The following is a 25,143-nucleotide window of genomic DNA, read 5'->3' on the forward strand; positions in this document are numbered from 1 at the left end:
GAGAGAGTGAAATGACCGGAGATTCTAGCCACCGGAGCTGGATTAGATAAAAAGCGGAAGCAGCTTGTTAAGAATTGCAGGGCACTTCAAACGAGAGAGTGAAATGCCTTATCTATTCGCCCTTAAAATCAGGTGAGTAGAAAAAAGAAAGAAATATAAAAAGCGAAGACAAATTTTCTTGTCTTCGCTTCTTGTATTTGTGTTTCAACGTATTGATTAAAACTAGATAAAAGGGTTACAATAGTGAATATTACCCTACTTGAACTTATTGCCTTTCATTATTAATTATTTGCCTTCCGTATTTTTTCCCTTTACCCATTTGAAAAGAGAATAACGTTAAAGTGTGGTGTCTGAATGAATTTGTCAATTGCAGCATTAGAAAACATGAAATTAAAAGAATTATATGAGCTTGCGAAAGAATTTAAGATTTCGTATTATAGCAAGTTAACGAAAAAAGAGTTAATTTTTTCTATTTTGAAAGCCCGAGCAGAAAAAGAAGGTTTCTTTTTCATGGAAGGCGTATTAGAAATTATTCAATCAGAAGGATTTGGATTCCTACGTCCTATCAACTATTCTCCAAGCTCAGAAGATATTTATATCTCAGCTTCGCAAATCCGTCGTTTCGATTTACGTAATGGAGACAAAGTTTCTGGTAAAGTACGACCTCCGAAAGAAAATGAACGCTATTTTGGGTTATTACAAGTTGAAGCTGTAAACGGAGACGATCCAGATTCAGCAAAAGAGCGTGTGCATTTCCCTGCATTAACACCATTATACCCAGATCGCCAAATGAAATTGGAAACGGAACCGAAAAAGTTACCGACACGCATCATGGATTTAATCGCACCAGTTGGATTTGGACAACGTGGTTTAATTGTCGCGCCTCCAAAGGCTGGTAAAACTAGTCTATTAAAAGAAATCGCACACAGTGTTACAACAAATCATCCGGAAGCAGAATTAATTGTACTTTTAATTGATGAGCGTCCAGAGGAAGTAACAGACATTGAACGTTCTGTTAAAGGAGATGTTGTAAGTTCTACTTTTGATGAAGTACCAGAAAATCATATTAAAGTAGCTGAACTTGTGTTAGAACGTGCAATGCGTCTTGTAGAGCACAAAAAAGATGTTATCATTTTAATGGATAGTATTACCCGTTTAGCACGAGCTTACAACCTTGTTATTCCACCAAGTGGTAGAACATTATCGGGTGGTATCGATCCAGCGGCCTTCCATAGACCGAAGCGTTTCTTTGGGGCAGCACGTAATATTGAAGAGGGCGGTAGCTTAACTATTTTAGCAACAGCGCTTGTTGATACAGGATCTCGTATGGACGATGTAATTTACGAGGAGTTTAAAGGAACTGGAAATATGGAACTTCACTTAGATCGTTCATTAGCTGAACGTCGTATCTTCCCAGCGATTGATATTCGTCGTTCTGGTACACGTAAAGAAGATCTATTAATTCCGAAAGAACATTTAGACAAGTTATGGGGTATTCGTAAAACAATGCGTGATACACCAGACTTTGTTGAAGGTTTCTTGCGCAAGCTTCGTCAAACAAAGACAAATGAAGAATTTTTACAAAACATTGTTGCAGACTCGAAAAGATATGTAACAACTAAGTAAAGGGAAAAGATTGGGACTCGCTTATTTTTGTGGTAAGCGAGTTTTTTATGTTTTTTAGGTGATGTTAAAGAGAGATAAGTGGAAGGATATTGGTTGATTATAGTGGGAGCTGAACGAGCCGCCTGCGCTTTTAAATTTATCCAGTTCCAGCGGCTAGAATCGCAGGGCATTTCACTCTCTCACTCGAAGCAAAAAGCGCTTCAAGGTCGAGAGTTCCAATGCCCTGCGATTCTGAACGAGCCGCTTGCGCTTTTAAATTTAAAAAGACAAAAACAGGTAGTTGCAAAATGAAGTTAGCCTTGTTATAATTTCATCATATGTGTTTCATCAATATAGTTGTGTATGCAGCTGAAGATGAAAAACTCTGTTTCGAAAATGATTCAGGGCGGAAGGAGATGAAAAGAATGAAAGCAGGAATTCACCCAGATTACAAGAAAGTTGTATTCATGGACACAAACACAGGCTTCAAATTCTTAAGCGGATCTACTAAAGGATCTAACGAAACTGTTGAGTGGGAAGATGGTAACACTTATCCATTACTAAAAGTTGAGATCAGTTCTGATTCTCACCCATTCTACACTGGACGTCAGAAGTTTGCTACTGCAGACGGACGCGTTGACCGCTTCAATAAGAAATACGGTATTAAGTAATAAAAACATAAAACAGGCAAGTGTATGTATTCGCTTGTCTGTTTTTTTTGCGAAAATATTATACCTTTACCCTACTTTTAACTAAAAAGTAGATGAAAGGAGAGCTTCATGTACTTAATAAATCAAAATGGCTGGATTGAAGTGATTTGCGGTAGTATGTTTTCTGGTAAATCAGAAGAGCTTATCCGCCGTGTGCGTCGTACACAATTTGCGAAACAACATGCAATTGTATTTAAACCATGTATTGATAATCGTTATAGCGAAGAAGACGTTGTATCACATAATGGATTAAAGGTAAAAGCAGTTCCTGTTTCTGCCTCAAAAGATATATTTGAGCATATAACAGAAGATATGGATGTTATTGCAATCGATGAGGTACAGTTTTTTGATGGGGACATTGTGGAAGTGGTGCAAGTATTGGCAAATCGTGGCTATCGTGTCATTGTAGCTGGTTTAGACCAAGATTTCCGTGGTCTACCATTTGGACAAGTTCCTCAGCTGATGGCAATTGCTGAACATGTAACAAAACTGCAAGCAGTATGTTCTGCATGTGGATCTCCAGCAAGTCGTACACAACGATTAATTAATGGAGAACCAGCGGCATTTGATGATCCAATTATTTTAGTTGGGGCTTCAGAATCGTATGAACCACGCTGTCGTCATTGTCATGCAGTTCCTACAAACAAAGATCAGTAAAACTCGCTGCGCAAGGCGGGTTTTTTTCAAAATAGAGAGAGTGAGTGGTGTGAGCCGCTTACGCTTTTAAATATTATCTAGTTCCGGTGGCTAGGTCCTTGCGTCTAAGAACCTCCCGCACGAGAAGACTAAAAGCGTCTTCTGTGCGAGAGAACCTTAGCCACTGGACCTAAGCAGTCGGCTCCGCTTTTTAAATATATTATCTAGCTCCAGCGGCTAGAATCTCCGGCTATTTCACTCTCTCGCTCGAAGCAAAAAGCGCTTCAAGGTCGAGAGTTCCAAATAGCCTGCGATTTTAAGCAAGCCGCTTGCGCTTTTAAATATAATTTGCGTTTTTTTGAGTAAGTACCATATACTATTTGTATTAGATACTAGGATGTAGAGGTGAATGATGTGTTAGATCGTTTGCAAGCTGTAGAAAATCGTTATGAGAAGTTAAATGAATTGTTAAGTGACCCAGAGGTTATTAGCGATACTAATAAGCTTCGTGAATATTCAAAGGAACAATCTGATATACAGGAAACGGTAGAGGTATATCGTGAGTATAAGGATGTTCGTGAGCAATTAAAAGATGCGAAAGCAATGTTAGAAGATAAGTTAGACGCAGAAATGCGTGAAATGGTAAAAGAAGAGGTTTCTGAGTTAGAAGGACAAGATAAGGAATTGTCAGCGCGTCTGAAAATTTTACTTGTACCAAAAGACCCTAATGATGATAAGAACGTTATCGTTGAGGTTCGTGGAGCTGCTGGTGGCGACGAGGCCGCTTTATTTGCTGGTGACTTATACCGTATGTATAGCCGTTACGCTGAGGTACAAGGCTGGAAAACGGAAATTATCGAGGCTAGCTATACAGAATTAGGTGGATATAAAGAGATTATCTTTATGATTAACGGTAAAGGTGCTTTCGCGAAGCTGAAATTCGAGAATGGTGCTCACCGTGTACAACGTGTTCCTGAAACGGAATCTGGTGGACGTATTCATACATCTACAGCAACTGTAGCTGTATTACCAGAAGCAGAAGAAGTAGAGATCGACATTCATGAGAAAGATGTTCGTGTTGATACATTCGCTTCTAGTGGACCTGGTGGACAGAGCGTTAATACAACGATGTCAGCGGTACGCTTAACGCATTTACCGACTGGTGTAGTTGTATCTTGTCAGGATGAGAAATCACAAATTAAGAATAAAGAAAAAGCGATGAAAGTATTACGCGCACGTGTTTATGATAAGTTTAGACAAGAAGCACAAGCTGAGTATGATCAAAACCGTAAACAAGCTGTTGGTACGGGTGATCGTTCAGAGCGTATTCGTACGTATAACTTCCCGCAAAACCGCGTTACAGACCATCGAATCGGTTTAACGATTCAAAAGCTAGATCAAATCTTACAAGGTAAGTTAGATGATTTCATCAATGCCTTAGTGATGGAAGATCAGGCTCAAAAGATGGAGGCAGCTGAGTAATGCGTGTCTATGAAGCCCTGAAATGGGCTTCTTCTTTTTTACAGGAAAATGGACGAGATGAAAATGCGGGAGAAATTGTCCTTTGTCATGTATTAAAGACGAACAGAACGGGATTATTGATGAATATGCGTGAAGAAATAACTGCGGAACAAGAAAAAAGTTTTACAGAGTTTATCCACAAGCATGTAGAAGGTATTCCGATTCAATATATGATGGGTTATGAAATGTTTTATGGAAGATCGTTCTTTGTGAATGAAGAAGTATTAATACCAAGGCCGGAAACAGAAGAGCTTATAGTGGGAGTATTAGAAAGAGTCGAGCGCCATTTTGGTGATAAGGAACTACATGTAGCAGATATCGGTACAGGTAGCGGAGCGATTTCTATTACGCTAGCTTTAGAAAATAAAAATCTTCATGTGTATACGGTAGATATTGCACAAGAGTCGATTGAAGTTGCAAAAGAAAATGCGAAAACTTTAGGCGCAGAAGTAACGTTCTATCACGGTGATTTATTATCACCATTTTATGAAACGGGTCAAAAGTTAGATATTGTTGTTTCAAATCCTCCATATATACCGGAAGAAGATTGGCGTGGTCTTTCTCCTGTGGTGAAAGAGCATGAGCCGAAGAGAGCACTTGTTGGTGGTGAAGACGGATTAGATTTCTATCGCCGTTTTATGGAAGAGTTGCCGAATGTATTGCAGAAGAAAGCAATTGTGGCATTTGAAATTGGAGTAGGGCAAGGCGAGGATGTAAAAGGGCTATTGCAACAAGCTTTTCCACATGCTCATGTTGAGGTTGTTTTTGATATTAATGGAAAAGATCGTATGGTATTTGCAGAGATGGAGTAAGGTTCACACCTTACTCTATTTTTTGTGGGGAAATTTATATAGATTTTGAATTTAATAGTTTAGAAAGATGAAAGTCTGTCCACACTGTTTGTAGAGGGGACGGTGGAGGAAATGAAAAAACAAGTTATTGCTTATCTTCTTCTATTATTAATTGGTGCACAGTTACTTGTGCAGTTTGGATATATGAAAGCTGATGCGAAAGGGCCTTCAGTTATTCCGAAAGAGGCCGTTCGATTACGGATTTTAGCAAATAGTGATTCAGATAAAGACCAGGCGTTAAAACGCAAAGTGCGTGATGAAGTAAAAGCACAAATTGATGGATGGGTAGCAGATTTAACTTCATTTGAAGAGGCACGCAAAGTTATTCAAAGTCATATTCCAGAAATCGAAAAAACAGTGGCAAATACTTTGAAAAAAGAAGGAAGTAAAGATTCATTTCAAGTGAAATTCAGTAAGAATGTAAAGTTTCCTACAAAGGTATATGGGAATTTTATTTACCCAGCAGGGGAATATGAGGCAGTATTGATTACAATTGGTGAAGGTGAAGGGGCAAACTGGTGGTGTGTATTATTTCCGCCGATGTGTTTCTTAGATTTTTCAAGTGGTACAGCTGTAAGGAAAGAAGAACATGTTGTGAAGGCGGAATCTCCTGAAGAGGAGCAGGTAAAACAATTAGATGAAGAAGTAGTAAATGCAGAAGAGAAAAAAGAGGATGAGGTGAAAGAAAAGAAAGTTGTAAAGCAGGAAGTCGCAAAAAAAGTAACAGCTTCTGAAAAGAAATTAGTAAAAAATGAAACGAAAGTAGAAGAACAACCTGTAAGTAAAGAAGAAACAAAAATTGTGGAAAAAGTGGAGAAACCTGTGGAACAAAAACAAGAAAAACAAAATGAGTATGTAAAAGTAGAGGAGGAAGAAGAAAAGCCAGAAGTTAAGTTATTTATTGTAGAAGCTTTTACATCTTTATTCTCTAAATAGTACTATTAGTAAATCCCTTCTCATATATAAAAAAGAGGAGGGATTTACTATGAAGAAGGTGTATTTTGCTACGAAAGCAGATGTGGAAAGATTACATTCATTTTTCGGACAAGCTAATAAAAAAGATGATAAAATAAATGAGTTGTACGCACAATTTATGATTTTGGAAGAGGCGGAAGAAATACGAGCTGTAATTGGTTATGAACAAAGTGGAGAAGATGTGCTTATTCGTTCTTGTTTATTCACACCTAATGTGGATAAACAGACGTTCTTATATTTTTTTGAAATGTTTTTGCAGTATATGAAAGAAAAAAATATTCGACAATTGTACTTACTAACAAATCATCCACAATCGATAACGATCTTTCAGTTTTTTGACTTTGTCACTGTAGAAAAAGAAAACGTGCCAGAGGGAATTCGACAGTTAGAACACTTTTGTAAAAATATAAAAGAGCCAAATGCAATAATACTAAATTGTCAGCTATTCACAAAGTTATCAACAGATTAATTAGGTTTATCCACATTTTGTGGATAAACCTTGTTTGTCTTTTGGATAAATCTCGTAGTAAACTAAAAATAGACAAGTATTTCATGGTAGAAAAGGACGTGGGAAAAAATGCATACAAATATGTGGGTTGTGGATAATGTTGTGGAAAGAAAAAAATATTATCCACAGATACAAGAAGCAGCAAAATTATTAAGAGAAAATGAAGCAATTGCCTTCCCTACAGAAACGGTATATGGGCTAGGTGCGAACGCGATGAATGATGAAGCAATCGCGAAAATTTTTGAAGCAAAAGGAAGACCGAGCGATAATCCACTTATTGTCCACATCGGTACGAAATCTCAATTAGATGGGATTGTGAAGGAAATTCCGCCAGTTGCAGAAAAGTTAATGGAACATTTTTGGCCAGGCCCGTTAACAATTATTTTACCTAGAAAAGAAGGAATTTCAGAGAAGGTGACGGCAGGACTTAATACGGTTGGAGTAAGAATGCCTGATCATCCAGTAGCGCTTGCTCTTATTGAGGAAGCAAATGTACCTGTTGCGGCACCGAGTGCGAATCGTTCTGGGCGTCCAAGTCCGACGTTAGCTTCTCACGTATATGAAGATTTAAATGAGAAGATTGCAGGTATTGTGGATGGCGGTGCAACGGGAGTAGGGGTTGAGTCAACTGTAATTGATTGTACGAGCACAGTTCCAACGATTCTACGTCCAGGTGGCATTACGAAAGAACAATTGGAAGCGGTGATAGGTACTGTTTCTTTAGATCCAGCTTTAAAGGATGAAAAGGAAAAACCGAAATCACCTGGAATGAAATATACACATTATGCACCGAAAGCGCCACTTAGTATTGTTGAAGGTTCGCGTGAATTTATTCAGCTTATTGTGGATAAGAAAAAGGAAGAAGGATTTAAAGTAGGTGTATTAACGACAGAAGAGTATCAGCATATGTATAGTGCGGATGTTGTACTATCTTGTGGTGTTCGAAGTGATTTAGCTAGCGTTGCGACTAAATTATATGATGTACTTAGAACGTTTGATGCAAGTGAAGTGGATGTTATTTTTAGTGAATCATTCCCGAATGAAGGAATAGGAAATGCCATTATGAATCGTTTAACGAAAGCAGCAGGACATCAAATTATTACTGAAGCATAAGGTACGATTAGCAAACAGAATATTTCTCCTCGGATAAGCATATTTTGAAGTAGCACGTCCGAGGAGGGACATGAATGACGTTTGAACAGCTAATACCTTTAATAATTATGGCATTCGCCTTAGGGATGGATGCGTTCTCGGTGAGTCTTGGTATGGGGATGATGACCTTAAAGTTAAGACAAATCCTGTATATCGGTATGACGATAGGGATTTTTCATATTATCATGCCATTTGTAGGAATGGTATTAGGTCGTTTTTTATCAGAGAAGTATGGAGATATTGCACATTTTGCAGGTGCCATTTTATTAATTGGACTAGGATTCTATATTGTATATTCGTCTATTTTGGAAAATGAGGAAGCTAGAACTGCGCCTATTGGAATTAGTTTATTCGTATTTGCATTTGGCGTCAGTATAGATAGTTTTTCAGTAGGTCTTAGTCTTGGAATTTACGGGGCGCAGACAATTATTACGATATTACTTTTTGGGTTTGTTAGCATGCTGTTAGCGTGGATTGGTTTATTAATTGGTAGACATGTGAAAGATATGCTCGGTACATATGGTGAAATAGTAGGTGGTATCATTCTGGTTGGATTTGGATTATATCTCCTTTTTCCTATATAATTTTGAGGAGGAGGACGTTATGAACAAGTTAATGGAATGGTATATTCGATTTGTAACGTTTTTTCCTAGGTCGTTACGACTGTTTGTTATTTGGGGTATTATTTTGCAAATTTCGATTTTAGATTGGATTAAGTTAATTCGCGAATGGTAAGATAGCTCCTTTCTGTGCATAGTTTTGTTTGTACTATACTGATTGCACTAAAAATTACAGATTATAGAAAGGATGAGATGAATGACGAGATTGAAGCAAGTCTTTGGTATTATTATTAGTTTTTTTGTTTTTTGGTTTAGCATGCTCGGTGTACAAATGTTTGCTGAGTTTTTAGATATTGAGTCATTGAAGTTTGTTGCAGGAAAAACGGAGGCGGCGCGTGCTTTTTATTCTCCATACCCGTTTTTAATTGTTTTTCTTATTACATTGCTTTCTCTATATTTCTTCGTAATTAAGCTTGGGAAACCGAAAAAAGAGAAATTCCCGACTTTAGAGGAAAAAAAGGAAGAATTATAAAAAAAAATCCCCCGCTTTTTAGCGGGGGATTTTTGGATGATGTAGTAGAGCGAGTCGTTTCCATCTTTAGGTTGTCAGAGCTAAACGGGCCTTTAGGTACTATCCAGCTCCAGCGGCTAGAATCTCCGGTCATTTCGCTCTCTCGCTCGAAGAAAAAAGCGCTTCAAGGTCGAGAGCTTGAAGTGTCCTGCGATTCTGAACGAGCCGCTTCCGCTTTTAGATATATCCAGCTCCAGCGGCTAGAATGGTCGGTGGCTTCGCGTCTTCCTGCGAGGCAAAAAGCGCCTCTACGTCAGAAGCTCCATCCTCCTCCCATTCTGGACGAGCCACCTCCGCTTTTAAAGTGGCCTAACCAATTCAAATTGTTCTCCTAGTTTTGCGTAGTTGTGTCCTGCTAGGCGGCTTATTGGTTTGAGTCCTTCTGCGTGAATGCGGCCGTTTTCGTATAGGTGTTCCGCGACGTGGAAACGAACGACGCGTCCGATTAGTAGATCGCAAGCCGGTGCGTCTTCTGTTCCGCCAAGAGGAATTGCCTGTTCTAATACGCATTCCATTCGAATGTTTGCTTCTTTTACACCTGGTACTGAAATGACATCGCTGTCGACTGGTGTTAGTTTTGCTAATTCGATTTCACTTTCATCAGGAGGTAGGTTGGCTGCTGTTTCGTTAATTGCTTCTACGTAAGATTCATCAGAGATATGTACGACAAATTCCCCTTTTTCAATTGCGTTTCGGGAAGTGTCCTTTCTTTCTCCAGCTTTTCGTTGTACAGAAACTGAAATAAGTGGTGGATTGGCAGCAACGATATTGAAATAACTATATGGTGCTCCATTTAATACACCGTCTTTTGTTACAGAAGTAACGAATGCGACAGGACGCGGAATGATACTTCCTGTTAGTAATTTGTAATTATCTTTTTCGGTTTGTTCGTTTGGATTAATGGATAACATGTTGTAATCCCCTTTCTAAATATGAAGACTTATTGTTTGTTTACAAGATATCAATGGGAATCTCCTGCTGGAAACAATATTTTTTTTGATGGTGTAAAAAAAGAGATTACCTCAATTGCCCTGAAGTAATCTCTTTTTTGGTAAATGTCTCGAAATTGAGATGAAAATTATAGTAAAACGTATGCGCCAGGTCCGATTAAAGCTACACCAATAGCAACAGCGATTAACATTAAGTTATATTCATATCCATTTTGAGTTACCCAGTAACCATTTTTTCCGTGAACAGTGAAGATTGCCATTAACATTGTTCCAACGATAAATAATGAACCAATTGCAGTGAAAATCCCTGATGCGAATAAGAAACCACCTAATAATTCAGTTGCGCCAGCCATAAATGCCATGAATACACCAGGGCGTAAACCGATTGATTCCATCCAGCCACCTGTTCCTTTTAAACCGTAACCGCCGAACCAACCAAATAATTTTTGAGCACCATGACCCATGAATGTAATACCTATAATAAGACGAATAATAAGAAGACCGATATCCATCATTTCAAAAACCTCCTAAAAGTTATTAACTTACCTTACGTAAGTAATAATAAAATAGTTACTTACTTTAGTCAAGTAGATTTTGAAAAAAGTTTGAAATTAATTTTACAAATTAACGACAAAAAATAAAATGTAGTAAAGACCTCTAGACAAGTTGGGTAAAAAAAGAGAAAATATAAGTAGAAGTTAACTTCTTATTGTTATTCAGACAATCAGAATTGACTGGAATTTTGTGAAGCGCTACAATAAGAGTCTATTAGTAATGACGTAATTTATTTCGAAAGCGTTTTTACAATATGATATTCGAAGTATGAAGTCTTACATGTATCCCGAGCTTTACTAGGGATTGCCCTATAAACTTTTAGGTAAATTATAAGGAGGACTATCCTATGTTTAAAAAATTATTCGGTCTTGGTTCAAAAACAAATGAAGAAACAATTGTAGCTCCATTAACTGGAGCAGTGAAAAATATTGAAGAAGTACCAGATCCAGTATTCGCTGGTCGTATGATGGGTGATGGTGTTGCAATTGATCCTACTGAAGGTGTTGTTGTATCTCCAGTTGATGGTGAAATCGTACAATTATTCCACACAAAACATGCTATTGGAATTAAAGCGAAAAACGGTACAGAAATCTTAATCCACGTTGGATTAGAAACTGTTAAAATGGAAGGCGAAGGTTTCGAAGCTCACGTTTCTGAAGGCCAAGCTGTAAAAGCTGGAGATAAATTAATCTCATTCGACTTAGAATTAATCCGTGAAAAAGCGAAAAGTACAATTACTCCAATCGTTATCACAAACACAGATGCAGCTGAGTCTATTAAGACAACTGTAGGCGTAACAGCTACAAAAGGTTCAACAGAAGTAATGAAAGTTACAATGAAATAATTATTGTATAGAAGGAGTCCGTTTCGTATGAAATGGATTCCTTATTTTGTTTTGTAGTGCGCGCGTTATGTATGATAAAATACTTTGGGCACTTGGAAACAGGGTTTCACATATATGTGGATAAGGCGTATTTTTCTTAGAAAAATACGCCTTTCGTATATTCACATTTCTTTTGTTCTATCCTAATGTAAGCTATTATTAAAAGGAAAAGATACAGTATAAGGGGTGGGTTTGGATGAAACGAGTGTTATTTGTTTGCACTGGAAATACATGCCGTAGTCCGATGGCTGAGGCTTTACTTCGTCATTATGGAGAAGGTAAGTTTGAAGTGCAATCTGCTGGTGTTTTCGCCTATCCTGGAAGCGATGCATCGGTTTATGCGAAAGAAGCACTCATTGAAAAAGGGATTTCAATCGATCATGCTTCAAAGCAAATAAATGAAACGTTGCTTGATTGGGCTGATATTGTAATAACAATGACAGAAAATCATAAGGGAATTGTACTTGGGCATTATCCTAATAATGAAGAGAAAGTCTATACATTATATGGATTAACAGAAGGCGTAAGTAAGGATATTTCTGATCCGTTTGGAGGCTCTCTTTCAGTTTATAAGGAAACGTTAAAAGAGATGGAAGGTCTTGTACAAACTTTATTGAAAAAGCATTCAGAAGGTTGATGTTTCGTGTATAATACGATATTGGAGAGCATTTCATACCATTCAGGTAGTGGAGTGTGCGATGAAGATAATTGATTGAAATTTTGGAGGGGTAAAAATGAAAGTAGTAGTAGCATCTGATCACGGCGGTATGAATATCCGTAAAGAACTTGTAAGTTTATTAGAAGAATTAAATATTGAATATATTGATTTAGGTTGTGAATGTGAAGCTGGTTCTGTTGATTACCCTGATTTTGCATTTCCTGCAGCAGAAATGGTAGCGAATGGTGAAGTAGATCGTGGTATTTTAGTTTGTGGGACAGGCATTGGTATGTCAATTGCAGCAAACAAAGTAAACGGTATCCGTTGTGCGTTAGTTCATGATACTTTCAGTGCGAAAGCAACAAGAGAGCATAATGATACAAACATGTTAGCAATGGGCGAGCGTGTAATTGGTGCTGGTTTAGCACGTGACATCGCAAAAATTTGGTTAACAACTGAATTTGAAGGTGGCCGTCACGAAAACCGCGTAGGAAAAATTAAAACATACGAAACAAAGTAATAGATTCTAACTAGAAGCAGTATGAAATATAATTTGGTGAACCAACCTGTGAAAGGAAGAGGCGTAATGACAGAAATCGTAAAGGTAAGAGAACAGCTACAAATGTCGCTTTCTGATTTCCAAGAGCAAGCTTCATTACAAAGTGGTCAAATTTTTGTAGTGGGGTGTAGCACGAGCGAAGTGCTAGGAGAAAGAATTGGAACATCGGGAACGATGGAAGTGGCAGAAGCGATTTTTTCTGAGTTAAAACAATTTCAAGAGCAAACAGGTATCGAATTGGCTTTTCAATGTTGTGAGCATTTAAATCGTGCTTTAGTAGTTGAGAGAGATGTGGCGATGAAATATCAATTTGAAATTGTAACAGTTACGCCTGTTAGATCAGCAGGTGGTGCATTGGGGACATACGCGTATCACAATTTGAAAGATCCGGTAGTAGTTGAATTTATTAAAGCAGATGCCGGAATGGATATTGGCGATACATTTATCGGTATGCATTTAAAGCATGTAGCCGTTCCAGTTCGTACAAGTGTAAGGGCAATTGGAAGTGCGCATGTAACGATGGCGAAAACACGTGGAAAGCTAATTGGTGGAGCACGTGCTGTATACGCGGCGAAGGAAGAAACTATCACTTGCCGTTAAATACGATAAAAAGTATGTTGTCTGACCTTATAATAGAAGAAAGAAAAGACCGATTTTCGGTCTTTTTTTTCTTTTATGATATAGAAAGTCATGTTAGAATGTAGTTGAAAACATGAAGGTTCGAAAGAATTACAACCTGAATTTTCGTTTTTTCTGAATAAAAAAGAAAAAACTATTGGGAATCGATGTAATTCGTTCAGAAAAGGGGGATTTTGGTGGATCATTTAAAACGTCAAGATGAAAAGGTATTTGCTGCAATTGAGGCAGAACTAGGTAGACAGCGTTCAAAGATTGAGTTAATTGCTTCAGAAAACTTCGTAAGTGAAGCGGTAATGGAGGCGCAAGGTTCTGTTTTAACGAATAAGTATGCTGAAGGATATCCTGGAAAACGTTACTATGGTGGCTGTGAACACGTAGACGTAGTAGAAGATATCGCACGTGATCGCGTAAAAGAAATTTTCGGCGCAGAGCACGTAAATGTTCAACCACATTCTGGTGCACAAGCGAACATGGCAGTATACTTCACAATTTTAGAGCAAGGCGATACAGTACTTGGTATGAATTTATCTCATGGTGGTCACTTAACACACGGAAGCCCTGTTAACTTCAGTGGAGTACAATATAATTTCGTAGAATATGGCGTGGATGCTGACTCTCACCGTATTAATTACGATGATGTATTAGCAAAAGCGAAAGAACATAAACCAAAATTAATCGTTGCGGGTGCAAGTGCATACCCTCGTGTTATCGATTTCAAACGATTCCGTGAGATTGCAGATGAAGTAGGCGCATACTTAATGGTTGATATGGCTCATATCGCTGGTTTAGTAGCGGCTGGTTTACATCCAAACCCAGTACCATATGCACATTTCGTTACAACGACAACACATAAAACTTTACGTGGCCCACGTGGTGGTATGATTTTATGTGAAGAGCAATTTGCAAAACAAATTGATAAATCAATCTTCCCTGGTATTCAAGGTGGCCCACTTATGCATGTAATTGCTGCGAAAGCTGTTGCGTTCGGTGAGGCACTTCAAGATGATTTTAAAACATATGCACAAAACATTATTAACAATGCACACCGTTTAGCTGAAGGTCTTCAGAAAGAAGGACTTACACTTGTATCTGGTGGAACAGATAATCACCTAATCTTGATTGATGTTCGTAACTTAGAAATTACAGGTAAAGTAGCAGAGCACGTATTAGATGAAGTTGGTATTACAGTGAACAAAAATACAATTCCATTCGAAACAGCAAGCCCGTTTGTAACAAGTGGTGTACGTATCGGTACAGCAGCAGTTACATCTCGTGGTTTCGGTTTAGAAGAAATGGATGAAATTGCGTCACTTATTGCTTATACATTAAAAAATCATGAAAATGAAGCTGCATTAGAAGAAGCACGTAAGCGTGTAGAGGCGTTAACGAGCAAATTCCCAATGTATCCAAATCTATAATAGATTGAAAAAGACTGCTGAGACGTAATTGTTTTGGCAGTCTTTTTTTTTGGACATATATCGTTTTTAAAGTATGTATACAAATGATGAATAAATTTTGGCGATATAATGAAGGATACAGCTCCCAGAATTGGTAAAGATACTAGATAGATTCATGTAAAATCAGGATTTTACCAAATTTGCCCTTGAATATTAGTAGCGTTTTCTTTACAATCGTAAATAGTGTAAAAAAGCGTGTAAACGCATGAATATCATCTAAAGGAGAGATTCACATGGGAAAACTGTATGTATTTGATCACCCGTTAATTCAACATAAGATTACATATATTCGCGATAAGAATACAGGTACGAAAGATTTTCGTGAATTAGTGGATGAAGTAGCAAGTTTAATGGCTTTCGAAATTACTCGCGATCTTCCACTTAAAGACATTGAAATTGAAACACCTGTAAGCAAAGCGACAACAAAAGTGATCGCTGGTAAAAAACTTGGTTTAATTCCGATTTTACGTGCAGGCTTAGGAATGGTTGATGGAATTCTGAAATTAATTCCAGCAGCAAAAGTAGGACACGTTGGTTTATATCGTGACCCTGAAACATTGCAACCGGTAGAATACTATGTGAAACTTCCAACGGATGTAGAAGAGCGTGACTTCATCGTACTAGATCCGATGCTAGCAACAGGTGGTTCTGCAGCTGAAGCAATTAACTCTCTGAAAAAGCGCGGTGCGAAACAAATTAAATTAATGTGTATCGTAGCTGCTCCAGAAGGCGTGAAAGTAGTACAAGAAGAGCATCCTGATGTGGATATTTATGTTGCAGCATTAGATGAGAAATTAAATGATCACGGATATGTAGTGCCAGGTCTTGGTGATGCTGGTGACCGTTTATTCGGAACGAAGTAAGACAACTGACGAGAAGGGGAGATTCCCCAGCTCGTCTTTTTTTTGTTCGAAGCAGGTGGGGGAGGGGAGGATAAATATACATCGTGTATACAACATAAGTAGTATACACATCGCATATAATATAGAAGTCTTACGTCTAGAGAACACTATATTATGGAAGGAAAGCGTTATATCTTAAAAATATAATAGTGACAAAGTTGTGAACATTTTCTTCTATTATAAAGAGAAAACTGTTAGAAATTGCATATCTCTAACCAGTATTTAGAAGGGGAACGTTTTCATTTTTGGGAGGAAATGACTAATACTCAAATTTTTTGATTTTTTACGATTTCTCGTTGACACTGTTAATACCCTATTGTATGCTAACAACGGGGATAGATGGTAGGGCTTTCAGTGACAAAAATGCATCTATTCCGTGACGAAAATGTAAACTTTTTATTTTGTATAGAATTTATGCAGAAAAATGAGTTATTATTAACACATCGTGAATGAGGGTTACATATTGGAGGGATGAATCCTTGCAAAAAAACGATCGCAGCCATATAAAAGCTTATGCTTTAATGTCAGGAATTCTTGCTCAGTTAGTCGGTTCTATTCTTGTTGGAATCTTTGGGGGGCAATGGATTGATAATAAGGTTGGAACGTTTCCGTTGTTTCTTATTATAGGGTTATTACTCGGATTAGGAACAGGGGTATACGCAATGATTCGACTCATTCGACATTACTATTCGGGAGAGCAATGATGATAGACGTACATGGACTTGTCCAAAGACAAAAGAAATATATGTACTACTTGCTTGCGCTTCTAGTGCTAGGATGGGGCTTTACCTCTTACAAGGATGTATTTCTTGGGCTGATTATCGGAACGATTTTCAGTTTTCTTAGTTTGCGCATCATTGCACGTAGAACAGACAAGCTGTTAGATCGCGTAACAAATGGAGAAAACGTGAAGTTTAAGGCAACAGCGGTAAGTACATATTCAAGGTTCGCCACGATTGGGTTATTAATTTTATTTGCAGCCAAATATCAAGAGTTAATTGCGATGTGGGGCTTAGGTGTAGGATTGCTGACAGGATACCTTGTCATGATCATAGATTTTCTTTATTTAGAGTATAAGAGCAGGGAAGAGAGGTGAATTACTAGTGGAACACGGTAAATTAGTTGAATTTCTAGGTTTAACGTTCGATTTGTCATCAGTTATGATGGTTACTGTAGCAGCAGTTATTGTTTTCTTAATCGCTGTTATCGGAACTCGCAGCTTAGCTCTTCGCCCAACAGGAATGCAAAATTTCATGGAATGGGTGTTTGACTTCGTGAAAGGGATTATCAATAGTACGATGGACTGGAAAACGGGTGGACGTTTCTTAACGCTTGGCGTTACGCTTATCATGTTTATCATCGTATCGAACTTCCTTGGTTTACCATTCATGTATTCAACAGTTGAGGCTGGCGAACATATTGCATGGTGGAGATCACCAACGTCTGATCCAGCAGTTACATTAACATTAGCCGTGATGGTAGTTACCCTCACCCATTATTATGGAATTAAGATGAAGGGTACGAAAGAATACGTTAAAGGTTATTTCCAACCTATGAAATTCTTATTCCCATTAAAGGTTATTGAGGAGTTTGCTAACACATTAACGTTAGGTCTTCGTTTATTCGGTAACATTTATGCAGGTGAGATCTTATTAGGATTACTTGCTAAGTTAGGCGGAGCATCAGTTCTTGGAGCATTAGGTGCACTTGTACCGATGTTAGCATGGATGGGATTCAGTGTATTCGTTGGATCAATCCAGTCATTTATTTTCGTTATGTTAACGATGGTTTATATGGCTCATAAAGTAAGCCATGACCATTAATATAATTTAAGTAAGAAAAAATTTATTTTTTTATAATACAAAGGAGGACAAATTAAATGAGTTTAGGTGTAATCGCAGCTGCAATTGCAATTGGTTTATCAGCATTAGGTGCAGGTATTGGTAACGGTCTTATCGTATCACGTACAATCGAAGGTGTTGCTCGTCAACCAGAATTAAAAGGCGCACTTCAAACAATTATGTTCATCGGGGTTGCTTTAGTTGAGGCACTTCCAATCATCGGTGTAGTTATTGCTTTCATCGTAATGAACAAATAAGGGAGACTCCCCTTACATAGATGGCGAAGAGTGTTTTTCCGAACTTTCTTCGCCATTGCTTTATGAACGAAACGTATGTCTTTTTTTTTCATATGATCAATTTAGATATTTTGAAGGGAGTGAATCCTTGTGCCAACTTTATTATTAGGGGCTGCCGTTCCATTTGGAACGATTGCTTATACATTGTTCATTTTCTTACTTCTATTAGTAATGCTACGCAAATTTGCGTGGGGTCCTTTAATGGGAATTATGAAAGAACGTGAAGAGCATGTTACTAATGAAATCGACGCTGCAGAAAGAAGTAACGCTGAAGCGAAGAAGTTAGTAGAAGAACAACGTGAAATGTTAAAACAATCACGTGTTGAAGCACAAGAGTTAATCGAAAGAGCGAAAAAACAAGCTGTAGATCAAAAAGATGTTATTGTTGCTGCTGCGAAAGAAGAAGCAGAATCAATTAAAGCATCTGCTGTACAAGAAATTCAACGCGAAAAAGAGCAAGCGATTGCTGCTTTACAAGAACAAGTCGCTTCTTTATCTGTTCAAATTGCTTCTAAAGTAATTGAAAAAGAATTAAAAGAAGAAGATCAAGTGAAGTTAATTCGCGATTATATTAAAGAAGTAGGAGAAGCGCGATGAGCAATGGGATTGTAGCAAAACGTTATGCTGTCGCTCTTTTTAAAATTGCAAAAGAAAAACACGTATTAGAAATGTTTGAAGAGGAATTACGCCTTGTACAAAACGTTTTTGTAAAGAACGGAGAACTACATAGCTTTTTAACGCAACCGAACATTTCAAAGGAGCAGAAGAAAACGTTTCTTGCAAACGTATTCGGATCTGTTTCTGAATCTATTTTAAATACGTTATATATTTTAATTGATAACAAGCGTATCGATATCTTACCTGAAATTGCAGATGAATATGTTGTTCTTGCTAATGAAGAACGTAACGTAGCGGATGCAACTGTATATTCTACTCGCCTTCTATCAGAGGAAGAGAAGCTTAACATTGCAGAAGCATTTGCAAAGAGAACAGGAAAAGATGCTATTCGCGTGAAAAATGTTGTAGATGAAGATTTACTAGGCGGCATTAAAGTACGCATTGGAAATCGCATTTATGACGGAAGTTTACAAGGAAAATTAGCACGTATTCAGCGTGAATTAATGAAGAATAGATAGGGGTGAAGCACATGAGCATCAGAGCTGAAGAAATTAGCGCACTGATAAAGCAACAAATCGAGAACTATCAGTCTGAAATCGAAGTTAGTGATGTTGGTACAGTTATCCAAGTTGGTGACGGTATTGCGCGTGCTCATGGTCTTGATAACGTTATGGCTGGTGAACTTGTAGAGTTCTCTAACGGCGTTATGGGACTAGCACAAAACTTAGAGGAAAACAACGTAGGTATTATCATTTTAGGACCTTACACAGAAATCCGTGAAGGTGACGAAGTTCGTCGTACTGGTCGCATCATGCAAGTACCAGTAGGAAAAGAACTAATCGGTCGTGTTGTAAACCCATTAGGTCAACCAGTTGATGGTTTAGGCCCAATCAATACAACAAACACTCGTCCAATCGAAAGTCCAGCACCAGGTGTAATGGATCGTAAATCTGTTCATGAGCCACTTCAAACAGGTATTAAAGCGATCGATGCTCTTGTACCAATTGGTCGTGGTCAACGTGAGTTAATCATTGGTGACCGTCAAACAGGTAAAACAGCAGTTGCACTTGATACAATCATTAACCAAAAAGATGAAGATATGATTTGTATCTATGTAGCTATCGGACAAAAAGAATCAACTGTACGTAACGTAGTAGAAACACTACGTAAGCACGGTGCATTAGAGTACACAATCGTTGTAACTGCATCTGCTTCTCAACCAGCTCCATTATTATACTTAGCTCCTTACGCTGGTGTAACAATGGGTGAAGAGTTCATGTACAATGGTAAACACGTATTAGTAGTATATGATGACTTATCAAAACAAGCAGCGGCTTACCGTGAGCTGTCATTACTATTACGTCGTCCTCCAGGTCGTGAAGCTTATCCAGGGGATGTATTCTACTTACATTCTCGCTTATTAGAGCGTGCAGCAAAATTAAGTGATGCAAGAGGCGGCGGTTCTTTAACTGCACTACCTTTCATCGAAACACAAGCAGGGGACGTATCAGCTTACATCCCAACAAACGTAATCTCAATTACGGATGGACAAATCTTCTTACAATCTGACCTATTCTTCTCTGGCGTACGTCCAGCGATCGATGCGGGTACTTCTGTATCTCGTGTTGGTGGATCTGCTCAGATTAAAGCGATGAGTAAAGTATCAGGTACACTTCGTCTTGACCTTGCATCTTACCGTGAGTTAGAAGCGTTCGCTCAGTTCGGTTCTGACCTTGATAAAGCAACACAAGCGAAATTAAACCGTGGTGCTCGTACTGTTGAAGTATTAAAACAAGGATTACACAAACCGTTACGTGTAGAGAAACAAGTTATCATTCTTTACGCTTTAACACGTGGATTCCTAGATGATATTCCAGTAGTAGACATCACTCGTTTCGAAGAAGAATTCCATGCTTGGTTAGATTCAAATGCAGCTGACTTATTAAACGAAATTCGCACAACTAAGAAACTTGCGGATGACGACAAATTTGCAGCAGCAATTAACGGATTTAAAAAAGTATTCGTAGCTTCTGAGTAATAAATAAAAGCCGAAGCGGCTCGTACAAACCGCCGAAGCTAGATAATATATAACGGCATCTCGGGCTCTGAGATTGCTAAAGGTCATGTAAAGGAAAAGAGTAGGTGCACCTATTCTTTTCCTTCAATCATGAGCAAGAATATCTTGCAACGTAGATTAGGAAGAGGATTCTTACTAATCGTGCCAACTTCCGGAAAAAAGGTGGTGAAAACCTGTGGCATCTTTACGCGATATAAAAGCGAAGATTACCTCGACAAAGAAAACGAGTCAAATTACGAAAGCGATGGAGATGGTATCTGCATCTAAGTTAAACCGTGCAGAGCAAAATGCTAAATCTTTCGTTCCGTATATGGAAAAGATTCAAGAAGTAGTAGCGAGCATTGCGCAAGGAAGCAAAGGGATTAATCATCCAATGCTAAATGCGCGTCCTGTAAAGCGTACAGGATACATCGTTATTACATCTGATCGCGGACTAGCAGGTGGTTATAACAGTAACGTATTACGTACAGTTAGTAACGTAATTCGTGAACGTCATAATATGGATTCAAACCAATATTCTATTATTGTGCTTGGACGACTAGGACGTGATTATTTAAAACGTCGCGGCTTTAACATCATTGATGAAGTAGTTGGATTATCTGACCACCCATCATTTACTGATATTAAAGACCTTGCTTCTCGAGCAATTGCGATGTTCGCAGATGGTGCTTATGATGAGCTGTACATTTACTACAACCATTACGTAAGTAAAATTTCACAAGAAGTAACGGAAAATAAAATTTTACCGCTTACTGATGTGGCGTCTGATAAACCGACGACAGCTTATGAATTCGAACCTTCTGAAGAAGAAATTTTAAAAGTATTATTGCCACAATACGCAGAAAGCTTAGTGTACGGTGCATTACTAGACGGTAAAGCAAGTGAACACGCAGCGCGTATGACAGCAATGAAGAGTGCTACAGACAACGCAATGGAAGTTATCGATTCACTTACACTTTCATTCAACCGTGCGCGTCAGGCAGCGATTACGCAAGAAATTACGGAAATCGTTGGTGGAGCAGCAGCGTTAGAGTAGTATTAAAAAGCGTAGGCGGTTCGTTCAAAAGAGCTGCGTAAGCTAAACTAATAAAAATTAAAAGCCGACTTCTCTTAGAAAGCTGGCTAATTAAAAGAAAGCTAGGAGGGAACCCGATGAATAAAGGGCGCGTTACGCAAATCATGGGTCCGGTTGTAGACGTTAAGTTTGATGGCGGAAAGCTACCAGAAATCTACAACGCCCTTACGGTAAAACAAAGCAACGAAAACGGAAGCATGAACCTAACATTTGAAGTTGCACTTCATTTAGGTGATGACACAGTTCGTACAGTTGCGATGTCTTCCACAGATGGACTTGTTCGTGGCACAGAAGTAGAAGATACTGGTAAAGCAATCTCTGTACCAGTTGGTGATGCAACACTTGGTCGTGTATTCAACGTATTAGGTGATGCAATTGACTTAGATGGTGATGTTCCTGCGGATGTACGTCGTGATCCAATTCACCGTCAAGCACCTGCATTTGAAGAATTATCTACTAAAGTAGAAATTCTTGAAACTGGTATTAAAGTAGTAGACTTACTTGCTCCTTACATTAAGGGTGGTAAAATCGGTCTATTCGGTGGTGCCGGTGTAGGTAAAACAGTATTAATTCAGGAGTTAATCAATAACATCGCACAAGAGCACGGTGGTATCTCTGTATTCGCTGGTGTAGGTGAGCGTACTCGTGAGGGTAATGACTTATACCACGAAATGAGCGATTCTGGCGTAATCAAGAAAACTGCGATGGTATTCGGACAAATGAACGAGCCACCTGGAGCACGTCAACGTGTTGCATTAACAGGTTTAACAATGGCTGAACATTTCCGTGATGAGCAAGGACAAGACGTACTATTGTTCATCGATAACATCTTCCGTTTCACGCAAGCGGGTTCTGAAGTATCTGCCCTTCTTGGTCGTATGCCATCTGCGGTAGGTTACCAACCAACACTTGCAACAGAAATGGGTCAATTACAAGAGCGTATTACATCTACAAATAAAGGGTCTATCACGTCTATCCAAGCGGTATATGTACCAGCCGATGACTATACTGACCCAGCACCAGCTACAACGTTCGCTCACTTAGATGCAACAACAAACTTAGAGCGTCGTTTAACGCAAATGGGTATTTACCCAGCCGTAGATCCATTAGCATCTACATCTCGTGCACTTTCTCCAGAAATCGTAGGAGAAGAGCATTACGAAGTAGCACGTCAAGTGCAGCAAACTTTACAACGTTACAAAGAGCTTCAAGATATCATCGCTATCTTAGGTATGGATGAGTTATCTGAAGAAGATAAGTTAGTTGTACATCGTGCTCGTCGTATTCAATTCTTCTTATCTCAAAACTTCCACGTAGCTGAGCAGTTTACGGGTCAAAAAGGTTCTTATGTACCTGTAAAAAATACAGTTAGTGGCTTCAAAGAAATTCTAGAAGGAAAATATGATGACCTTCCAGAAGATGCATTCCGTTTAGTTGGTGGCATTGAAGAAGTTATTGAGAACGCGAAGAAAATGATGGCGTAAGGCCTTAGGAGGGACGAAGTATGAAGACATTTCCAGTCAGTATTGTAACTCCTGATGGACCGGTTTACGAAAAAGAAGTAGAAATGGTAAGTGTAAAAGCAGAGAGTGGGGAAATGGGGATCTTACCAGGTCACATTCCAACTGTTGCACCATTAAAAATTAGTGCAGTTCGTCTGAAAAATGGTGGACACACTGATTATGTAGCAGTAAGCGGTGGCTTTATCGAAGTTCGTCCAGATAAAGTAACTGTATTATCATCATCTGCTGAAGAAGCAAACCATATCGATATCCATCGTGCAAATGAAGCGAAGCGTCGTGCTGAGCAACGTATGCAAGACAAACAAGCACATGTTGACTTTAGACGTGCAGAAATGGCATTACAACGTGCTGTGAACCGTTTAAACGTTTCTGATATGAAATAAAAAAATCCGTAAAGGCTTTGCCTTTACGGATTTTTTTATGTAGTTTATGGATAATTTTACAAAAATGGTATAATTGTATTGATGCTCGTATAAGTAGAGAATGTACAACAATTTATAAAGGGGATGAAAACATGATCGGTGAAATGAAACGAGAAGCATTGCACTCTTTAAAGGGAAAATGGGGACTAGGTGTTGGATCAACAATTTTATATTTTATTTTAAGTTATGTTGTTTCAATGGCTGCAATGCTTATACTTTTAATTCCAGGAATTATTATATTTTTCTTAGTTGTTAGCTTAGCTGGGTCAGTTGAAGCGGAAACGATGTCAATTGGAGCAGCTGTTACATTTGGGATTTTCTATTGCATAATGATTATTTTGAGTAATGCATCTTATGGTATTACCTCATACGGTTACACGAATGTGTTTCTACAAATTAGTAAACGAGAAGATGCTAAAGTAGATTACTTGTTTGAAGGATTTCGTGGTTTTAAAAGAATGATCAAAACAATGTGGGCAATGCTTGCGATTTTATTATATACAGGTACATGGATTCCGATGTTGTTAACAGGTTTATTCATATTCTTAGGTGAAGAAGGAAATCTGTCGTTTACAATTGCTTTCTTCGTACTATTGGCTATTTCAATTGTTGGTATGATTGTAATGTACTTTTCTTATGCGCTGACGTACTATGTGATGATTGAACATCCGGAATATAGTGTGTCACAGGCAATGAAAGAAAGTAAGCGTCTTATGAAGGGACATAAATTAGATTTATTCCTTTTATGCCTGAGTTTTATAGGTTGGGCACTTTTAGCAATTCTTACACTTGGAATAGGTTTTCTTTGGGTTAGTCCGTATATGAGTACAACGACAGCACATTTTTATCGCTACATTTCAAAAGGTGAATTGCAGTAGGAACATGCTATACTAATAGAATTATTGAGTATAGGAGGAAAGTTATGATTAGTGATTTAAAAGGAGAAGCGCTAGACTCGCTTGAAGGAAAATGGGGCTTAGCAGTTGGAGCAACATTACTTATTTCGATCCTTATCACGGCTTTTAGTTTTAGTATTGATTGGGGATTTTATTCCATTTTGGATTGGCAAGAAACAGGAGGTTCACTAATAATAAACACTCTCACATTTTTGGTTAGTGGGCCGTTAACTTTAGGTGGATATTATCTTGCTTTAAATATCATTCGTGAAAAACAAGCTAGCATCGGTAATATATTTGTTTGGTTTACGGATGCGAAAAGATTTCTAAAATCATTTTTAGTATATTTATTAGTGAATCTTTATCTTTTTTTATGGACGTTACTTCTCATTATTCCGGGCATTATTAAATCGTTTTCTTATGCGATGACATATTTTATTATAAACGATCATCCTGAGTATTCATTAAACCAAGCTATTACAGAAAGCCGTCGTATGATGGATGGACATAAAATGGAGTATTTCTTATTATGTTTAAGTTTTATTGGCTGGTTTATATTAAGTTGTATTACACTCGGGATAGGATTCCTATGGTTAATTCCATATTTCTATACAACAGCTGCAGCTTTTTACGAAGAGATTGCAGAAGAATATTATGAGAAAAAAATTTGAGCAATATAAAGTAAAACTGTAAGTAGCCTTTG

At 38.1% G+C, this 25,143-nt stretch carries 32 protein-coding genes; 30 read left to right on the forward strand and 2 right to left on the reverse strand.

Features of this window, described 5'->3' with window-relative positions; genetic code table 11:
* The first annotated feature begins 354 nt into the window (after nucleotides 1-354).
* The 11 genes from rho (at nucleotide 355) to EUC40_RS00465 (ending at nucleotide 9,050) form a co-directional block, all read left to right on the forward strand.
* Nucleotides 355-1,626, forward strand: coding sequence for a transcription termination factor Rho (gene rho, locus EUC40_RS00420; RefSeq protein WP_001053902.1), 1,272 nt, complete (start codon nucleotides 355-357; stop codon nucleotides 1,624-1,626).
* A gap of 404 nt (nucleotides 1,627-2,030) precedes the next feature.
* Nucleotides 2,031-2,276 carry a type B 50S ribosomal protein L31 gene (locus tag EUC40_RS00425; RefSeq protein WP_060632964.1) on the forward strand — a complete coding sequence of 82 codons (246 nt, stop codon included), beginning with the start codon at nucleotides 2,031-2,033 and terminating at the stop codon, nucleotides 2,274-2,276.
* 108 nt (nucleotides 2,277-2,384) lie between these two features.
* On the forward strand, nucleotides 2,385-2,972 hold the full coding sequence (locus EUC40_RS00430; RefSeq protein ID WP_000280852.1) for a thymidine kinase: 588 nt from the start codon (nucleotides 2,385-2,387) through the stop codon (nucleotides 2,970-2,972).
* A gap of 393 nt (nucleotides 2,973-3,365) precedes the next feature.
* Complete coding sequence (gene prfA, locus EUC40_RS00435) at nucleotides 3,366-4,433, forward strand: peptide chain release factor 1 (RefSeq protein ID WP_033665332.1); 1,068 nt, start codon at nucleotides 3,366-3,368, stop codon at nucleotides 4,431-4,433.
* The gene (gene prmC, locus EUC40_RS00440) at nucleotides 4,433-5,284 is read left to right on the forward strand and encodes a peptide chain release factor N(5)-glutamine methyltransferase (RefSeq protein WP_151623952.1); all 852 of its coding nucleotides are present in this window, start codon (nucleotides 4,433-4,435) and stop codon (nucleotides 5,282-5,284) included. Before prfA ends, prmC begins: the two co-directional genes overlap by 1 nt.
* 111 nt (nucleotides 5,285-5,395) lie before the next feature.
* Entirely contained in the window at nucleotides 5,396-6,259 is an 864-nt protein-coding gene (spoIIR, locus tag EUC40_RS00445) for a stage II sporulation protein R (RefSeq protein WP_156573187.1), read from the forward strand.
* Between the two features lie 49 nt (nucleotides 6,260-6,308).
* Complete coding sequence (locus tag EUC40_RS00450; RefSeq protein WP_071710796.1) at nucleotides 6,309-6,767, forward strand: GNAT family N-acetyltransferase; 459 nt, start codon at nucleotides 6,309-6,311, stop codon at nucleotides 6,765-6,767.
* A gap of 108 nt (nucleotides 6,768-6,875) precedes the next feature.
* On the forward strand, nucleotides 6,876-7,919 hold the full coding sequence (locus tag EUC40_RS00455) for an L-threonylcarbamoyladenylate synthase (RefSeq protein ID WP_156573188.1): 1,044 nt from the start codon (nucleotides 6,876-6,878) through the stop codon (nucleotides 7,917-7,919).
* Nucleotides 7,920-7,993: 74 nt separating this feature from the next.
* Nucleotides 7,994-8,542 carry a manganese efflux pump MntP gene (locus EUC40_RS00460; RefSeq protein ID WP_156573189.1) on the forward strand — a complete coding sequence of 183 codons (549 nt, stop codon included), beginning with the start codon at nucleotides 7,994-7,996 and terminating at the stop codon, nucleotides 8,540-8,542.
* Nucleotides 8,543-8,561: 19 nt separating this feature from the next.
* Nucleotides 8,562-8,693, forward strand: a complete 132-nt coding sequence (locus tag EUC40_RS27385; RefSeq protein WP_280115263.1) for a hypothetical protein — start codon at nucleotides 8,562-8,564, stop codon at nucleotides 8,691-8,693.
* 81 nt (nucleotides 8,694-8,774) lie between these two features.
* The gene (locus EUC40_RS00465; RefSeq protein WP_000197469.1) at nucleotides 8,775-9,050 is read left to right on the forward strand and encodes a DUF3935 domain-containing protein; all 276 of its coding nucleotides are present in this window, start codon (nucleotides 8,775-8,777) and stop codon (nucleotides 9,048-9,050) included.
* Between the two features lie 338 nt (nucleotides 9,051-9,388).
* Here the strand turns inward: EUC40_RS00465 and EUC40_RS00470 are convergent, their stop codons facing one another.
* Nucleotides 9,389-10,000 (reverse strand): flavin reductase family protein, encoded by a 612-nt coding sequence (locus EUC40_RS00470; protein ID WP_000949049.1) that lies wholly within the window; start codon nucleotides 9,998-10,000, stop codon nucleotides 9,389-9,391.
* Between the two features lie 167 nt (nucleotides 10,001-10,167).
* Nucleotides 10,168-10,554, reverse strand: a complete 387-nt coding sequence (locus EUC40_RS00475) for a DoxX family protein (RefSeq protein ID WP_000968694.1) — start codon at nucleotides 10,552-10,554, stop codon at nucleotides 10,168-10,170.
* A 386-nt stretch (nucleotides 10,555-10,940) separates the two neighbouring features.
* On the opposite strand from EUC40_RS00475, the gene EUC40_RS00480 reads away from it, so the two are divergent.
* The 19 genes from EUC40_RS00480 to EUC40_RS00570 all read left to right on the forward strand — a co-directional run bounded on the left by EUC40_RS00480 (nucleotide 10,941) and on the right by EUC40_RS00570 (nucleotide 25,111).
* Entirely contained in the window at nucleotides 10,941-11,438 is a 498-nt protein-coding gene (locus tag EUC40_RS00480; protein ID WP_000473666.1) for a PTS sugar transporter subunit IIA, read from the forward strand.
* A 235-nt stretch (nucleotides 11,439-11,673) separates the two neighbouring features.
* Nucleotides 11,674-12,114, forward strand: coding sequence for a low molecular weight protein arginine phosphatase (locus tag EUC40_RS00485; protein WP_071711203.1), 441 nt, complete (start codon nucleotides 11,674-11,676; stop codon nucleotides 12,112-12,114).
* Nucleotides 12,115-12,211: 97 nt separating this feature from the next.
* Complete coding sequence (gene rpiB / locus EUC40_RS00490) at nucleotides 12,212-12,655, forward strand: ribose 5-phosphate isomerase B (protein ID WP_000869918.1); 444 nt, start codon at nucleotides 12,212-12,214, stop codon at nucleotides 12,653-12,655.
* A 21-nt stretch (nucleotides 12,656-12,676) separates the two neighbouring features.
* Entirely contained in the window at nucleotides 12,677-13,294 is a 618-nt protein-coding gene (locus EUC40_RS00495; protein WP_156573190.1) for a TIGR01440 family protein, read from the forward strand.
* A gap of 215 nt (nucleotides 13,295-13,509) precedes the next feature.
* The gene (gene glyA / locus EUC40_RS00500) at nucleotides 13,510-14,751 is read left to right on the forward strand and encodes a serine hydroxymethyltransferase (RefSeq protein ID WP_071711205.1); all 1,242 of its coding nucleotides are present in this window, start codon (nucleotides 13,510-13,512) and stop codon (nucleotides 14,749-14,751) included.
* 272 nt (nucleotides 14,752-15,023) lie between these two features.
* Nucleotides 15,024-15,653 (forward strand): uracil phosphoribosyltransferase, encoded by a 630-nt coding sequence (gene upp / locus EUC40_RS00505; protein ID WP_000517536.1) that lies wholly within the window; start codon nucleotides 15,024-15,026, stop codon nucleotides 15,651-15,653.
* Nucleotides 15,654-16,031: 378 nt separating this feature from the next.
* Nucleotides 16,032-16,145 (forward strand): DUF4024 domain-containing protein, encoded by a 114-nt coding sequence (locus EUC40_RS00510; RefSeq protein WP_000232963.1) that lies wholly within the window; start codon nucleotides 16,032-16,034, stop codon nucleotides 16,143-16,145.
* 26 nt (nucleotides 16,146-16,171) lie between these two features.
* The gene (locus tag EUC40_RS00515; protein ID WP_001171223.1) at nucleotides 16,172-16,396 is read left to right on the forward strand and encodes an AtpZ/AtpI family protein; all 225 of its coding nucleotides are present in this window, start codon (nucleotides 16,172-16,174) and stop codon (nucleotides 16,394-16,396) included.
* Nucleotides 16,396-16,788 (forward strand): ATP synthase subunit I, encoded by a 393-nt coding sequence (locus EUC40_RS00520; RefSeq protein ID WP_000567600.1) that lies wholly within the window; start codon nucleotides 16,396-16,398, stop codon nucleotides 16,786-16,788. The genes EUC40_RS00515 and EUC40_RS00520 overlap by 1 nt, the downstream gene beginning before the upstream one ends.
* Before the next feature lie 7 nt (nucleotides 16,789-16,795).
* A complete protein-coding gene (atpB, locus tag EUC40_RS00525) occupies nucleotides 16,796-17,515 on the forward strand; it encodes a F0F1 ATP synthase subunit A (protein WP_000399876.1) in 720 nt (239 codons plus the stop codon).
* Nucleotides 17,516-17,571: 56 nt separating this feature from the next.
* Entirely contained in the window at nucleotides 17,572-17,790 is a 219-nt protein-coding gene (gene atpE, locus EUC40_RS00530) for a F0F1 ATP synthase subunit C (RefSeq protein ID WP_000052064.1), read from the forward strand.
* Nucleotides 17,791-17,919: 129 nt separating this feature from the next.
* Complete coding sequence (gene atpF, locus EUC40_RS00535; protein ID WP_001142621.1) at nucleotides 17,920-18,426, forward strand: F0F1 ATP synthase subunit B; 507 nt, start codon at nucleotides 17,920-17,922, stop codon at nucleotides 18,424-18,426.
* Nucleotides 18,423-18,965 carry a F0F1 ATP synthase subunit delta gene (gene atpH / locus EUC40_RS00540; protein ID WP_000064676.1) on the forward strand — a complete coding sequence of 181 codons (543 nt, stop codon included), beginning with the start codon at nucleotides 18,423-18,425 and terminating at the stop codon, nucleotides 18,963-18,965. Before atpF ends, atpH begins: the two co-directional genes overlap by 4 nt.
* A gap of 11 nt (nucleotides 18,966-18,976) precedes the next feature.
* Nucleotides 18,977-20,485, forward strand: a complete 1,509-nt coding sequence (gene atpA / locus EUC40_RS00545) for a F0F1 ATP synthase subunit alpha (protein WP_000027520.1) — start codon at nucleotides 18,977-18,979, stop codon at nucleotides 20,483-20,485.
* Between the two features lie 214 nt (nucleotides 20,486-20,699).
* A complete protein-coding gene (gene atpG / locus EUC40_RS00550; RefSeq protein WP_000157703.1) occupies nucleotides 20,700-21,560 on the forward strand; it encodes a F0F1 ATP synthase subunit gamma in 861 nt (286 codons plus the stop codon).
* A gap of 116 nt (nucleotides 21,561-21,676) precedes the next feature.
* Nucleotides 21,677-23,083 (forward strand): F0F1 ATP synthase subunit beta, encoded by a 1,407-nt coding sequence (atpD, locus tag EUC40_RS00555; protein ID WP_001032594.1) that lies wholly within the window; start codon nucleotides 21,677-21,679, stop codon nucleotides 23,081-23,083.
* Between the two features lie 20 nt (nucleotides 23,084-23,103).
* Nucleotides 23,104-23,505, forward strand: a complete 402-nt coding sequence (atpC, locus tag EUC40_RS00560) for a F0F1 ATP synthase subunit epsilon (RefSeq protein ID WP_000847215.1) — start codon at nucleotides 23,104-23,106, stop codon at nucleotides 23,503-23,505.
* A gap of 131 nt (nucleotides 23,506-23,636) precedes the next feature.
* Complete coding sequence (locus EUC40_RS00565; RefSeq protein ID WP_156573191.1) at nucleotides 23,637-24,422, forward strand: DUF975 family protein; 786 nt, start codon at nucleotides 23,637-23,639, stop codon at nucleotides 24,420-24,422.
* A gap of 44 nt (nucleotides 24,423-24,466) precedes the next feature.
* Nucleotides 24,467-25,111: a DUF975 family protein gene (locus tag EUC40_RS00570; protein WP_156573192.1), complete on the forward strand. Its 645-nt coding sequence runs from the start codon at nucleotides 24,467-24,469 to the stop codon at nucleotides 25,109-25,111.
* Nucleotides 25,112-25,143: the final 32 nt, after the last annotated feature.

The sequence above is a fragment of the Bacillus luti genome, assembly GCF_009739945.1.
GTDB classification, from domain to species: domain Bacteria; phylum Bacillota; class Bacilli; order Bacillales; family Bacillaceae_G; genus Bacillus_A; species Bacillus_A luti.

Excerpts from the sequence above, each read along its gene's own strand:
- EUC40_RS00455 (WP_156573188.1), top strand. The coding sequence starts at position 6,876 with ATGCATACAAATATGTGGGTTGTGGATAATGTTGTGGAAAGAAAAAAA.
- EUC40_RS00485 (WP_071711203.1), top strand. The coding sequence starts at position 11,674 with ATGAAACGAGTGTTATTTGTTTGCACTGGAAATACATGCCGTAGTCCG.
- EUC40_RS00430 (WP_000280852.1), top strand. The coding sequence starts at position 2,385 with ATGTACTTAATAAATCAAAATGGCTGGATTGAAGTGATTTGCGGTAGT.
- EUC40_RS00520 (WP_000567600.1), top strand. The coding sequence starts at position 16,396 with ATGATAGACGTACATGGACTTGTCCAAAGACAAAAGAAATATATGTAC.
- upp (WP_000517536.1), top strand. The coding sequence starts at position 15,024 with ATGGGAAAACTGTATGTATTTGATCACCCGTTAATTCAACATAAGATT.
- EUC40_RS00495 (WP_156573190.1), top strand. The coding sequence starts at position 12,677 with ATGAAATATAATTTGGTGAACCAACCTGTGAAAGGAAGAGGCGTAATG.
- EUC40_RS27385 (WP_280115263.1), top strand. The coding sequence starts at position 8,562 with ATGAACAAGTTAATGGAATGGTATATTCGATTTGTAACGTTTTTTCCT.
- atpE (WP_000052064.1), top strand. The coding sequence starts at position 17,572 with ATGAGTTTAGGTGTAATCGCAGCTGCAATTGCAATTGGTTTATCAGCA.
- atpD (WP_001032594.1), top strand. The coding sequence starts at position 21,677 with ATGAATAAAGGGCGCGTTACGCAAATCATGGGTCCGGTTGTAGACGTT.
- EUC40_RS00425 (WP_060632964.1), top strand. The coding sequence starts at position 2,031 with ATGAAAGCAGGAATTCACCCAGATTACAAGAAAGTTGTATTCATGGAC.
- EUC40_RS00565 (WP_156573191.1), top strand. The coding sequence starts at position 23,637 with ATGATCGGTGAAATGAAACGAGAAGCATTGCACTCTTTAAAGGGAAAA.
- atpC (WP_000847215.1), top strand. The coding sequence starts at position 23,104 with ATGAAGACATTTCCAGTCAGTATTGTAACTCCTGATGGACCGGTTTAC.
- EUC40_RS00450 (WP_071710796.1), top strand. The coding sequence starts at position 6,309 with ATGAAGAAGGTGTATTTTGCTACGAAAGCAGATGTGGAAAGATTACAT.
- atpH (WP_000064676.1), top strand. The coding sequence starts at position 18,423 with ATGAGCAATGGGATTGTAGCAAAACGTTATGCTGTCGCTCTTTTTAAA.
- EUC40_RS00460 (WP_156573189.1), top strand. The coding sequence starts at position 7,994 with ATGACGTTTGAACAGCTAATACCTTTAATAATTATGGCATTCGCCTTA.
- EUC40_RS00570 (WP_156573192.1), top strand. The coding sequence starts at position 24,467 with ATGATTAGTGATTTAAAAGGAGAAGCGCTAGACTCGCTTGAAGGAAAA.
- EUC40_RS00480 (WP_000473666.1), top strand. The coding sequence starts at position 10,941 with ATGTTTAAAAAATTATTCGGTCTTGGTTCAAAAACAAATGAAGAAACA.
- atpA (WP_000027520.1), top strand. The coding sequence starts at position 18,977 with ATGAGCATCAGAGCTGAAGAAATTAGCGCACTGATAAAGCAACAAATC.
- prmC (WP_151623952.1), top strand. The coding sequence starts at position 4,433 with ATGCGTGTCTATGAAGCCCTGAAATGGGCTTCTTCTTTTTTACAGGAA.
- rho (WP_001053902.1), top strand. The coding sequence starts at position 355 with ATGAATTTGTCAATTGCAGCATTAGAAAACATGAAATTAAAAGAATTA.
- EUC40_RS00510 (WP_000232963.1), top strand. The coding sequence starts at position 16,032 with ATGGTAGGGCTTTCAGTGACAAAAATGCATCTATTCCGTGACGAAAAT.
- spoIIR (WP_156573187.1), top strand. The coding sequence starts at position 5,396 with ATGAAAAAACAAGTTATTGCTTATCTTCTTCTATTATTAATTGGTGCA.
- EUC40_RS00465 (WP_000197469.1), top strand. The coding sequence starts at position 8,775 with ATGACGAGATTGAAGCAAGTCTTTGGTATTATTATTAGTTTTTTTGTT.
- rpiB (WP_000869918.1), top strand. The coding sequence starts at position 12,212 with ATGAAAGTAGTAGTAGCATCTGATCACGGCGGTATGAATATCCGTAAA.
- EUC40_RS00470 (WP_000949049.1), bottom strand. The coding sequence starts at position 10,000 with ATGTTATCCATTAATCCAAACGAACAAACCGAAAAAGATAATTACAAA.
- EUC40_RS00475 (WP_000968694.1), bottom strand. The coding sequence starts at position 10,554 with ATGATGGATATCGGTCTTCTTATTATTCGTCTTATTATAGGTATTACA.